Below are 12997 nucleotides of genomic sequence, written 5' to 3'. Positions count from 1 at the left end.
CTATACCTGGAACAGCAGCTACGCCAGTTACAAACTGGCCTCATGTTCCACCACAAGTTACCGTTTCGCTCAAACTTGCGGTATACAGGAACCTGGTTAAGCCGAAAGCACAGAAGGTACGAGCTACAAGCCCGCACCAGCAGGAAAACCCGGTCAGAAAGGAATAATTACAACAGAGAAATCACTTACTGATCTGGCTAATCACAAAGCGCTCCTGGTGATGCTGTTCATACAGCGCGTGGATCATCCCGTCTTTCAGACCAACAGCAGGGACAAGCATGCTTTCCAGCTTAGCCCACCTCATAGCCGATAAGTAAATTTCAGCAGCCGGCAGGATCACATCCGCTCGGTCCGGGTTGAGGAGGAGCTCGGTGATGCGTTCTTCCATGGTCATGGCCGCTACCCGGGCAACGATCTCTTCTATCTGTTTCCGGAAGATCGGCTTGCCCATTATTTTACCGGAAAGGTCAAAAATCTTGTTGATGTTACCGCCCGTACCAATGGCACGCGTAACCTGGTATTTGCGGGCGTTCTCCTCTATCCAGACGCGCATGTTGTTCCAAAGCTCCTGCGAATCGACCCCGTGCATGTGGCGGATGGAGCCCTGCTCAAAGGAATGGGAAGCCATTTTTTCGCGGTTCACATAGACGTTAAATTCCGTACTACCGCCGCCTACGTCAATGTGCAGGTAGTTGCGCTCATCCAGAAAATTAACAATTACTTTGTTGATCAGATCGGCCTCTGCTTCCCCGTCGATCACTTGTATTTCCATACCGATTGCCTGCCGTACCCGATCCATTACCTCCGGTGCATTGAGAGAAGTTCGCATGGCCGAGGTGGCGCATATCATGAAGTGGTCCACATCGTGCACATCCAGCAAGAGCTGGAAGGCGTGAAGTAGCTTGATGAATTTCTGAATCTTTACTTCACTGATATACCCGGCACTGAAAACATCCTCACCAAAGCGTATCGCATAGCGGATGTATTCGACTCTTTTAAAAATAACATTTCCGTTTTGGTTCAGTACGCTGGAGATCTGGCATCGGACCGCGTTTGAACCTATATCAATGGCAGCTAGCTTCAAAAATTTCTGGAGTAAGAGCGTTCAACATTTTCTGTTACCCAAATATAGGGATAAATGCTGTACGCAGAAATCACAGGAACTATAGTTTTTGTTGATCAGAAAAGTGGCGGGATTTCAATCAGCCGCCTGGATCCAACCCAGGCGGCCATCTTGCTGCCGCACCAACAGGTAGGCCCCATAGGTAGCCACAACAGGTATAGCAGTACCCGATGGGAGGCTGTCCATGGGGGAAGCCTGCGGGTCCGCATCGTCCAGCAGGGGCAGATCCTGCTTCAGTTTTTTGATTGTGATCGGTTTGCTTATACCTTCGACCAGCGTGCTCAGGACATAGGCCTCCGAGTTGTCGGGCAGGCGCACCCGGTACCAGTTATCTGCGCCACCCGTTACCAGCAGTGGCGTATACCTTTTCAGGGTTTTGTACACAGCTGATTTTGGCGAAGGCTGCACCCGCAGGTTGGCCATTTTGGAAGCTACGCGCACCCAGTTGCCGATGTGCGTGGCATCTACTTTCACCGTCGGAACAGGGAGGGCAGATGCATGCAGGTAGGGGTAGGGATTGGTAGCGCCGCGGCCATAACGGTATATCCCAAAATGCAGGTGCGGGCCGGTACCTTTCGCATTGCCGGTGTTGCCTACGAGTCCCAGGGTGTCGCCTACTGCTACGCGTTGACCTGCCGTTACCAGTTGCTGGTCAAGGTGCGCGTAATACAGGTTCTGTCCGTGGTTCATGTCCGAGAGCCATACAACTTTCCCGCCTTTGGGCGATTCACCTACACGGGATACGGTACCTTCCACAGAGGCGATGACGGGTGTGCCCCGTGGTGCAAAAATATCGATGCCCTCGTGGAGCCTGGCACCGGCATCGCGCGGGTCGCCCCAGATGCTGGCAATGTGGCGGCTGTTCTTGCCAGGTATAGGAAACACCAGTGTCGGCTGTGCCTGAATGGTGATGGTATACTGTCCGCTGCGCAGCAGTTCGGGCTGTACCCGCACGATGTAAGGCAGGTCTTCCTCTACCACATAACTCAGGGTAGTGGAAGTAGAATCGGCGTAAGCAACACGCTTGGGGGTATGGGCAAGATCGACGGAAGTCTCAAACAGATCCATAAAAACGCGGATGTTCTGGCGAGCTTTCATCTCCAAGTTCACCACGATCTTTTCACCGCGCTTAGCTTCCACCTGGTAACCGAGTGCCTTTGGTTTGTCCGCCGGGAAATAGCCTGTTTCCTTGAAGGGTAGCGTAACCGGATGGGTATTTTGCAAGGACAGCTCTCCCGCTGCCAGCCAGTCCTGCCCGATGGCCGTTTCGTCCAGTTTGGCACTCTTCAGGGAAGACGCATAGCGTTCATAGGGTGTCTCTTTCTTAAAAACCCCGCGCAGCGTCTCCCGGCTGCCACAGCCTGACAGCAGAGCAACAGCTAAGATAAAAGCGACCAGCTGATAATAACCTGACTTCCTGATGTTCATGTTTTCTCTTTTCCTGAATTGGAGTATGCAACTGTATCTTATACAAAATTTAGACCCCTATTGATTCCTTTGAATTGACCGTGAGTTATTTAAGGTATAGGCTGTTGGATTTGGCTCTTGTTAAACAGACAGATTTGGTACACGTACAAGAATGGGTATACCAACGGGATTTTACCAGTGAAGAAGAACAGCACACGCACCAAATGGCGGAACAGGCGCAGAAAAGTAGCTAAAAAGCTGCTGCCCCTGTTTGCACCGCTTATCCTTTCACCGTTTGCTTCACAGGCAGCAGGTAAATATGTTTCCGTAGACAAAAAATCAAAAGGCCGCATTGGTACCCTGAAGATCATGCGTTTCGAGCAGGTGTCTTTTGACCTCTACAACCAAATGAACCTGAATGCGGTGGATCTGCGCTATGAAGTGTTCAACAAAGCCCTGATGGGCTACTACAGCCTGAAGCACGAAGGGCGATTATCGGAAAAAGGCATCCTGACCATTGTGGATTTTACCAAATCTTCTAACGAGAAAAGGCTGTGGGTGCTGGACCTGGAAAACAAGGAAGTGCTGCATAACACCTATGTGGCACACGGCCGAAATTCAGGGGAAGAGTTTGCCGAAAGCTTCTCCAACGACGATAAATCCTTTATGAGCAGCATCGGCTTCTACGTGACAGAGGGTATTTACTACGGCAAGCACGGCAAATCGCTGAAGCTGGAAGGGGTGGATGAAAATTTCAACACCAATGCCCTGGACCGCTGCATTGTCATGCACGGGGCAGAGTATGCGTCAGAAAGTTTCATTGAGCAATACGGGCGTCTGGGCCGTAGCCTGGGTTGTCCGGCGCTGCCCATGGGGGAGCACGAAGGCATCATCGATGCGGTGAAAGGCCAAACCACCCTCTACATACATGCTTCGGATGACGCCTATACCTCCCATTACCTGGACCATGCCAATGCCATGGCCGGCTTTGTAGAAGACGAGCAGCCTAGTCCAGTGCCTCCGGTTGGGCCTTCCATTTGATGCCGCAGCCTACGCTGGGTTTCTGATCCGAACTTACCTGCTGGCCCGACAGGAGGGTATCCAGCGCCAGGCGAAGGTCTCGCCCTGTAACAGGCTCTTCACTGCGGGGACTGGCGTTATCAAATTGTCCGTGATAAGCCAGGCGCATGTTCCGGTCAAACACATAGAACTCCGGGGTCTGGGCAGCCTGGTACGTGCGGGCCACCTGCTGCGTCTGGTCGTAGAGGTACGGGAACGGGAAAGCTTTTTCGAAGGTCAGCGCTTTCATCTGTTTCGGGCCATCCTCGGGTGTTGCTTCTGCGTCATTTGCACTGATCGCTACAAACTTCACACCCTTCTGCTGGTATTCGTTTGCCACTGTTAGCAGTTCATCCAGGATGTGCTTTACGTAAGGGCAGTGGTTGCACAGGAACATGATGACGGTAGCTTTGGTAGACGCGACATCCTGTAACGAGACCAGCTTATCCGAAACCGTATCGAGCAAAGCAAAGTTGGGCGCTGCTGTGCCCAGGGGTAATGCAGAGGAAGATAAAGCCATGGTTCTCTCTTTAGTTGTGGTAAGGAGGACAGGTATACCTGTTTCGAGAACTAATATAAGATTTATCCGGAATATAAAAAACAGAAAATCAGCAACCTGCCTGCGCCCTGTTTCAGGAAGGATGTGCGGTTGCTGATTTTCTGTTTTCAGCTATCTGCCATATAACTGTATTTCCTTGCGGAGCTTGCGGGCTGTCGTTTTGGTGAACAAACCCCGCTCCAGGCGCCAGAGCCAGTTGCCGTTGGCCGTGGAAGGTTTGTTCATGATGGCCTCCTTGCCCAACCCCAGGATATCCTGTATCGGCAGCACCACCAGTTGCGCCACCGACATATACGCCAGCCTTGCCATCACTTCACTCACATTCTGTTTGGTCAGCTGCTGCGCACTGTACTCGCTGAGCCGTTTGCGGTCTTCCTTGCTGGCGTCCTGCTCATACCAGGCCCGTGCCGTGCTGTTGTCGTGCGTGCCGGTATACACAATGGTGTTCGGGATGTGGTTGTGGGGTGCGTAGAGACTATGCGGCAGGTCATCTCCGAAGGCAAAGAGCAGCACCCGCATTCCGGGCAGGTTGAACTGCGCCATCAGGTCCCGCACCGGCTGGTCGATCTCTCCAAGGTCTTCTGCTATGATGGGCATGTGCGGAAATATCTCCTGCACCACGGTGAGCAGTTCAGCACCGGGCGTTTTTACCCATTTGCCGTGGATGGCTGTTTCTTCACCTGCCGGCACTTCCCAATAAGCCGAGAAAGCCCGGAAATGGTCGAGGCGCAGCAAACCGAACAACTGCAGGTTATGCGCAATGCGCTTGACCCACCAGTCGAAGTTATCCTGCTGCAGTACCTTCCAGTCAAAGACCGGTGTGCCCCAGAGTTGCCCTGTTTTGCTGAAGTAATCGGGCGGCACACCCGACACAGCCGTCGGCATGCCGCTCCTGTCCAGTTTGAAGAGGTGCGGGTGTGACCATACATCTGCGCTGTCGTGGCTGACATAAAACGGCATGTCGCCAATGAAGCTGATTTCTTTTGAATGGCAGTAGGCTTTGAGCTTTTCCCACTGCTGGTAGAACAGAAATTGCAGAAATGCTTCGCACTCGATCTCCTCCGACAGATCAGCCGCCAGTTCTTCCACCGCCTCCCGTTGCCTGTTCTTGATCTTCGCCGGCCACTGCGTCCAGGCCTGGTTTTCGAAGTGGTGTTTAAACGCTACAAAGCGGGTATAATCCGGCAGCCAATCCTGATGTTCTTCCTGGAACCGCACAAATTCACCTTTTAGCTTTCCTGCTTCTCCGGCCTTGAAATTGTCGTACGCCTTTTGCAGCACCCGCTTTTTGTAGTCGGTTACTTCTTTGAATTCCACTTTCCGGTCATCGAACGTGTGGGTGGGCCGGATGTCCTTTTTTGTCAGAAGCCCCTCTTCTACGAGCAACACAGGGCTGATGAGCAGGGGATTGCCGGCGAAGGCCGAATGGCTGCTGTAAGGCGAATTGCCGGAGCCCAGTTCCGTCGGGTTGAGCGGCAGAATCTGCCAGTAGCGCTGTCCTGCCTCTGCCAGCAAATCTGCAAATTGATAAGCGGCTGCACCCAGGTCTCCGATGCCATAGGGAGACGGAAGGGAGGTGATATGCAGTAAGATGCCGCTGCTTCGTTTTGGGATGATCATGTGGTTGTCGCTGTTAAAAGTGCTACTGGAAAAGACCCGAAAAGGGTGGACAGCGGGATCTCCTGTTTCCCCTGTACCGGTGTGTTGCCAAACAGATTTTGCCATTGCTGCGGGGCATCAGGCGGCAGCAAAAGCACGGTGTCTTCCCATACCTGTTCCCCCAGCGGGAGTTCCTCTTCGGATGCCAGGCGGGTGAGCAGGCGGGGTACGACAACCAGGCACCAGGCCCCTTCGTGTTGGCGGGCGAAGGCAATGGCATGGTTCCGGTGTTTGCCGCTCAGTATAACCGGTATGTAGTTGCCTTTGTCAAAGAGTGGCTTGAGCTCCTGGCGAAGGTTGAGCACCTTGTATAACAGGTATAGCTTGACCTTACCGTCCTCCGGTTCCTGCAGGAGCTGGCGTAGCAAGGCAGCAGAATCCTGCTGTTCCTGTGCTTTGATATCCTGCAGCATCCGGTGGCGCAACGCATAGTCCACGGGACGGCGGTTATCCGGATCGACCAGGCTGAAGTCCCACAATTCACAACCCTGGTATACATCCGGTACGCCCGGGCAAGTGGTTTTTAACAGGGTCTGGCAAAGGGAATAAATCCAGCCAAAGTGGGCTGCTTTTTTCAGGAATGGCAGGAAAGAAGCCCGGAAGGCCTCATCTTCCTGCAGCAGTTTCTGCACGAGGTTTTTGCAGGCTTCCTCATAAGGCTCGTTCGGCTCAGACCAGTTGGTATTGACCTTCGCTTCCCGGAACGCCTTGACCAGGTATTCCTGCAGGCGTTCCACCAAAGTATCGTCCACTGTGCCATCAATCGGCATCACGCCTACCAGTGTCTGCAAAATAAAGTACAGATCGTTCGCTGTCGGGACGTCTGGAGTTGTATGCTGCTGCGCCAGCTCCATCCATTCAGTCACATATTTTTCCCATTCATCCGGCAACTCGCTGAGTACCTCCAGGCGCATGCGCGAGCCTTCGCCACGCTTGGTGTCGTGGGTGGCGGTGGCATTAATAGAATGGGGGTAGGTTTGGAGCCGGTACTGCATGAGCTCATGAAAATCGCGCCGCGGTATGTTGAACACATCGGGGCTGTTGCCGACCTCGTTGAGCGACAGCAAGCGGTTGTAGTTGTAGAAGGTAGTATCTTCCACGCCCTTGGCCGCCAGCGGACCGGTGAACTGCTGGCTACGCATCACAAAGTAGAGTTTGTGGCGGCGACGCTCTTCCGTGTCCTGGTCGTCCGACTCGAACAGGGAACGCAGATGCTGCAACTGCGCTTTTGCTTCCGGAGCTCTCCGGGCGGCTATTTTAAAGGCTTCATCCACGATCTCCATGGCGGCCGGAGGCAGCGGGAAGGTATGGCCATAGATGCGGTATACCGGGAAGGAAGCCAGCAGGGCAGACAGGGCAAGGTGCCATTGTTGTTCCTTGATGTCCGGTAGCAGCAGTTCGGTGTCGCGGAGCAGGCGCAACAGGTTTTGCAGTTCCCCCTGCATGTAATGCTCCAGTATGAAGTGCTTCTTTTCATACACCAGCTTTTCGTAATCGGTAGCGGCATCGGGCACCAGGCGGCGGTACAGGCGGGTCAGTTTGCGCTCGCCCTCAGCATCGGTATAGAGGTTGCTGATCCAGGCCAGGAAGTCGTAGCCGCTGTTGCCTTCGATGGGCCAGTACTCGGGCATGTTCTCTTCGCCTTCCAGGATCTTCTCCACCACCAGGTATACCTCATCGCCGGCCAGTTGTCGCAGCCGCTCCAGGTAGGTGTCCGGATCAAAAAGTCCGTCCACGTGGTCTACCCGCAGGCCCTGCACCAGTTGCCGTACGCACAGCTCCTTGATGAACTGGTGATAATGGTGAAATACTTCTTCCCGCTCCATAGCCAGGCAGATCAGGTCGTTTACGGTGAAGAAGCGGCGGTAGTTGATCTTCTGCTCGGTCACCTGCCAGTGGCACAGTTTATAGTACTGCTGGTCCAGCAACTTAAGCATTGCATTGGGATCTTCGTTGATACTTTCCAGCACTTGTGTCATAGCCTGCTTCAGTTCTGGCTGTTGCTGAATGGCTGCATGCAGGCCATTTTTACAGGCACGCCAGCTCTCGGTATTGACAGTGTCGGTTGTAGTGGCGAGCAGTATCTGTTGGCTCTGTTGCTCCAGTGCAGCGGCTGCTTCCTCATGGTGCAGCCTGCTCTTCATCTGCTGGACCAGGTCTTCATAGCTGTCCAGGCTGAGCGGGTAGGCATTATCGAAGTAATTTATCCGGAAACCATCTTCTTCCAGCGAGAGCTTCAGTTGCTTTTGTTTTACCACCTCTTCGAGCGCCTCGCCCAGGAATGGCACCATCAGCTTTCCGCCAAAATCGGGGTGGCCGAAGTTGATATCAAAGAAGGTATAGAACCTGGACTTCTGTCCTTTTTCCAGCACATCCATTAGCCAGCCATTGTGTGGATGGAAGGCCATGTGATTGGGAACGATGTCCTGCAGCCAGCCCATACCCTGTTGTTTGAGTTCCTGTGCTATTTCCTGCAGCTCGTCCAGCGTGCCCACCTCCGGGCTGATCTGGTGCGGATCGACTACATCATAGCCGTGTTCGCTGCCCGGCCTGGCCGGAAAGAATGGGGCGGCATAGACCGTGCTTATCCCAAGCGCTTTGAGGTAGGGGATAAGTTGCTTGACCTCTTGTAATTTGAATTTGGGAGATATCTGTAGTCTGTAAGTAGACGAAGGAATGTATACCATAAAATGTTTAAGCTATCAGGTTAAAGCTACTGTACAATTCTTCAAACTTTTCGCACCAGGCTGTTGCCGCTTCGTCCTGCTGGGTTTGCTTTTCCTGGTATTCTTTGAAGATGGTTTGCCGCATCCGGAAAGCGATGTTCTGCGCCTGCCAGTATTCCGGCCGCAAGGACGAGCCTTGCAGCACCGTGAGCAGTTCGGTCAGGTATACCATCCGGCCGGTGTCATCCGGATGAGCCTCCAGTGCATGCATGACTTCCTCCACGTGTGCGGTGGCAGCATAGTTGAGTGGCTCCAGGTCCAGTTTTATTTTCATGCGCTCTACTTCTCGTAAAAGCTTTACAATCTCATCGGTGTTCACCTGACTGGCCGTCAGGGCTGCCAGGAGTCTGGAGCTGACAATGTACTCTACCGAGATCTGAAGCGCCCTCGGCAGCCGCATACCTACGCTTTTGACAGCAGCCATCATGGGGTAGTTGTTGTCGTATACCTGCTGAAAGTCATGCTCCAGGGCCTGCATCGTTTGCTCCAAAACCTGGTCGAGTATCTTTTTCTGATCATCCCGGAACAAGTGCCAGAAGGAGTAACTGTGCGTTTCAAAATGCTTGTCGAGCAGCATGATGATCTCCGTTACATTGCCTTTTTCAAAAGCCGTTGTCAGGTCATGGTGGAGGGCCGCAAAGGCATCAGGACTCACAAACTCCCGGACGCCCCCAAACAACTGGTGATCCCCAAGGTGCAGGACCCCAAACGAGACATCCACTTCCTCCCAGGTGATGGTGGAACGGATCAGGGCCTTCCCGACGGCTAATTTCTGCCGCCCGGCTTCCTGTAATTCATAGTATTCCGAAGTGGCTTTGTAGCTGTAGAGTTCGAGGTCTTCGGGATATTTGGCAAAGAGAGAGGACACCGCATAGTGCGCCCCGACCCGCACCAGGTCCAGCATCGTTGTTTTTACCACCTTCTTGTAAGCGTCACGGGCATTGCTGTACTCCCGTACGTTGCTCTCTGCCTTTTCCAGAAGCGTCATAAAATGAGCCTCATAATCAGAGCCACTGATATCCCGTGCCAGTTGCAGTGCCCGCCCCGCATAGAAGATGTCCTGCATGGTCTCGATGCCCGTCACTTCGTCAAAGAACCAACCGCAGCTGGTGTACATGAGCATGGCGTGGTATTGCATTTCGAGCAGCTTCAGGAACCGGATCTGTTCGCCTTTGCTTAGCTCCCGGTCCGTGTGGGCATGGGTGAACTTGCGCACGTTCTCCTCCGACCGGTCCATGATCACCTGTATGTAGTTGTTGCGCGTCTGCCAGGGATCGGCACCGAGCTGCTGCATTTCCTGCACGTAGAGTGGTTCCACGGTATCGCGCACCCAGTCAAACGCTTCGCGCAGGGGACCACGCCACTTCTGGTTCCAGCTGTCCTTGCCACCTGTATGGCAACCGCAGTCACTGCGCCAGCGCTCTACCCCGTGGGCGCAGCTCCAGGAGGTATTTTCGATGATCTCCGCTTCGTATTTGGGCGGGTGCAGTTCCAGGTACTCGCCATATACGGTCAGCTTGGCTAGCTGTTCTTCTTCGATGTGGTGCAGCGCGTAGGAGAGGGCCATCTCCCCGAAGCGGTGGTGGTGGCCGTAGGTTTCCCCGTCGGTAGCGATGTGCATGAGCTGGGGTTCCTTGCTATGGCTGTCGAAGGTGCTGGTGAGGCGATGGGCAAATTTCTCCCCGCTCTCCAGCAGTCCCTCAAATGCGATCGCCTGCGACACAGGCGCATCATAAAAGAAGAGTGCGATGGTACGTCCCGAAGGCAAATGACAGAGGTAAGGCCGGCGGGGATTAATCTGCGCACCTGTCGCATCCTGCCACTCTTTTTCGCCGGATTTGCGGTAGCGCCTGGCCTGGTAGGGGGAGAGTATCGTAAATTTGATGCCATGTTCGGCCAGCACCTCCAGGGTTTCGGTATTAGCGGCCGTTTCGCCCAGCCACATACCTTCCGGGTCGCGTCCGAAGCGCTTTCTGAAATCATAAATGCCCCAGATCACCTGCGTATGTTTGTCCCGCTCATTGGCCAGCGGCATGATCATGTGGTTGTATACCTGGCCCAGTGCCGCCCCGTGTCCCGAAAAGCGCTTCTGACTCTCTTTATCTGCCTCCAGAATGGCCTGATAGGTTTCCGGTGCCTTTTTCTCCATCCACTCCAGCAAGGTAGGTCCGAAGTTGAAGCTCATGCGGGCATAGTTATTCAGGATGTCCACGACCTTTCCCTGCCCGTTCTGGATACGGGAGGCAGAGTTCCGGGCATAGCACTCAGCGGTGATGCGTTCGTTCCAGTCGTGGTAAGGGAGTGCCGATTCCTGTAACTCTACCTCGTTCAACCAAGGGTTTTCCCGTGGAGGCTGGTAAAAGTGCCCATGGATGCAGATGTAGTTGCTCATAAAATAATCTTGCTTTGGAAAATGGTGAGCGAGGCAGGAGGCAGGCTGATCTCCTGCCCGGTGCTGACCTCGTGTGGCAGCGTTGTGGCTGTTCCGCCGAACCTCTCTTCGGAAGAGCGCAAGGACAATGTCCACAAAGCTTCTACCTCCCGCTCGATGGTTGTAGTTTGTGGTTGGTTACTTATGTTAAATAAGCAATAGATATACGGGCTTTCCCCGAAATGGATCAGGTGCAGCACCTGTGCATCTTTGTCTGCTAAAACATGTAGTTTCTGTTTATCAGGCCGCATCAGGGCAGGGGTGGACTTGCGTAGCCGGATAAGCTCCTTGTAAAACTCCCTTAGCTGCCGGTCCTGCTCCTGCTGCTGGTAGCTGCGTTGCAATTTGGAGGTATGAAATGTTTTCTCGGCTTGCGGATCCGGTGCTTCCCCCTGCCAGGCGAATGCTGAGAATTCTTCTTTGCGTCCTTTGCGCACCGCATCTGCCAGTTCTTGGTCGGTGTGGCTTACAAAGTATAGGAAAGGGTTTTCCTCGCCATACTCTTCGCCCATAAACAGCATCGGGGTGAAAGGGGAAAGCAGTACCATACCTGCCACAACTTTGAGCATATCCGGTGATACCAGCTGCGAGAGGCGCTCTCCGAGCATGCGGTTGCCGACCTGGTCGTGGTTCTGGGAGCAGACCACAAACTGCCGGGCCGGGTTGGACGACGGATCGCTGCCGAATGTTCGTTTCCGGTGTTCCGAGTACAGGCCGTCGTACACAAAGCCCTGCTGCATCACTCGCTGCAGCTGCTCCAGTTTTCCGAAGTCCTGGTAGTAGCCGGTATCTTCGCCTGTGACCAGCGCATGCACGGCATGATGGAAGTCATCGCTCCACTGTGCGGCCAGCCCGAAGCCTCCTTTTTCGACCGGATTGATGACGCGGACATCGTTGAGGTCACTCTCTGCAATGAGCAGAAACTGCCGGTTCAGTTGTTTTTCGAGGTGTTCCACATGCTCCTGCAGTTCCTGCAGGAAGTGCCGGGCCCCGGTGTCGAGTATGGCGTGAACCGCATCCAGCCGCAGGACATCTATGTGGTAGTCCCGGAACCACATGAGTGCATTCTGGATGAAAAAATTGCGGACATGGTCGCTGTGCGCATCATCAAAATTGAGGGCTTTCCCCCAGGGCGTATTGTACTTGTCGGTAAAATAAGGTCCGTAGTCGTTGAGGTAGTTTCCTTCCGGTCCCAGGTGGTTGTAGACCACGTCCAGCACAACGGCTATACCTGCCTGGTGGCAGGCATCGACGAGCTCCCGCAGTCCGTCAGGGCCTCCATAGCTGTCCTGCACGGCAAAAGGGTATACGCCATCGTAGCCCCAGTTGCGGCTGCCCGGAAACTGGGCCACCGGCATGAGCTCGATCGCCGTAATCCCCAGGTCCAGCAGTTCCGGCAATTGCCCGATGATACCCTGGAAAGTACCTTTCTCAGTAAAAGTGCCGACATGCAGCTCGTATACGATATACTGCTCCAGCGGCAGCGGTTTCCAGTTCTGATCCGTCCAGTTGAAGGTAGCGTGGGCGACTACCTCCGAGTCGCCATGTACGCCATCGGGTTGTGAACAGGAGGCAGGATCAGGCCGCTCCAGCTTTCCGTTTAGCCTGAAAACGTAGCGGCTGCCGGGGCCTGCTTCTTCTGCCAGTGCCGTCCAGTAGCCGAAGGCTTCCCGCTGCAAGGGTAGGCTCTTAATATTGTCTCTCAGCACGACTTCTACCTGCTCTGCCGCCGGTGCCCAAACCGTAAAAGTAGTGCCGCTATCTACCGTATAATGTGCTCCAATCTCTCGCGTTATGCTCATAGGGTTATTTGTTTGCGCAAAATTTTTAACTCACTTCCCGCGAATTAGGTTTTTCTTTTTTAGCTAACAGGCTATCTCCAAGCCGGAAACCGCGCAGTGGGCTCACCTGATACAAATCCTGTCTCTCTTGTTTTATACGCTTATAGAGGAGCCCGTAACATATTGCCGTTGCATTCAGTACCTATTACCTATTCAAATTTTAATCAGGAAATACCCTACATGGAAGCACTG

General features: G+C 53.8%; 8 protein-coding genes. 1 reads left to right on the top strand and 7 read right to left on the bottom strand.

The features are described 5' to 3' along the window. Positions 1–181: 181 nt before the first annotated feature. Together OB13_RS10390 and OB13_RS10385 are read right to left on the bottom strand one after the other, a co-directional pair. The gene (locus OB13_RS10390; RefSeq protein ID WP_461490099.1) at positions 182–1084 is read right to left on the bottom strand and encodes a Ppx/GppA phosphatase family protein; all 903 of its coding nucleotides are present in this window, start codon (positions 1082–1084) and stop codon (positions 182–184) included. A 114-nt stretch (positions 1085–1198) separates the two neighbouring features. Next, positions 1199–2551 (bottom strand): peptidoglycan DD-metalloendopeptidase family protein, encoded by a 1353-nt coding sequence (locus OB13_RS10385; protein WP_461490098.1) that lies wholly within the window; start codon positions 2549–2551, stop codon positions 1199–1201. Positions 2552–2728: 177 nt separating this feature from the next. Between OB13_RS10385 and OB13_RS10380 the strand changes: the two genes are divergently transcribed. Further along, a complete protein-coding gene (locus OB13_RS10380; RefSeq protein WP_461490097.1) occupies positions 2729–3571 on the top strand; it encodes a murein L,D-transpeptidase catalytic domain family protein in 843 nt (280 codons plus the stop codon). Here the strand turns inward: OB13_RS10380 and OB13_RS10375 are convergent. The 5 genes from OB13_RS10375 to treZ all read right to left on the bottom strand — a co-directional run bounded on the left by OB13_RS10375 (position 3537) and on the right by treZ (position 12766). Then, positions 3537–4109, bottom strand: coding sequence for a thioredoxin family protein (locus tag OB13_RS10375; RefSeq protein WP_461490096.1), 573 nt, complete (start codon positions 4107–4109; stop codon positions 3537–3539). The genes OB13_RS10380 and OB13_RS10375 overlap by 35 nt on opposite strands. 150 nt (positions 4110–4259) lie before the next feature. Further along, positions 4260–5768 carry a 4-alpha-glucanotransferase gene (gene malQ / locus OB13_RS10370; RefSeq protein ID WP_461490095.1) on the bottom strand — a complete coding sequence of 503 codons (1509 nt, stop codon included), beginning with the start codon at positions 5766–5768 and terminating at the stop codon, positions 4260–4262. After that, positions 5765–8494: a malto-oligosyltrehalose synthase gene (gene treY, locus OB13_RS10365; protein WP_461490094.1), complete on the bottom strand. Its 2730-nt coding sequence runs from the start codon at positions 8492–8494 to the stop codon at positions 5765–5767. Before treY ends, malQ begins: the two co-directional genes overlap by 4 nt. A gap of 7 nt (positions 8495–8501) precedes the next feature. Beyond that, on the bottom strand, positions 8502–10925 hold the full coding sequence (locus OB13_RS10360) for a DUF3536 domain-containing protein (RefSeq protein WP_461490093.1): 2424 nt from the start codon (positions 10923–10925) through the stop codon (positions 8502–8504). Then, entirely contained in the window at positions 10922–12766 is a 1845-nt protein-coding gene (gene treZ / locus OB13_RS10355; RefSeq protein ID WP_461490092.1) for a malto-oligosyltrehalose trehalohydrolase, read from the bottom strand. Before treZ ends, OB13_RS10360 begins: the two co-directional genes overlap by 4 nt. Positions 12767–12997: the final 231 nt, after the last annotated feature.

It is taken from the genome of Pontibacter sp. HJ8, assembly GCF_054824225.1.
This window is presented reverse-complemented; position numbering and strand designations above follow the sequence as displayed.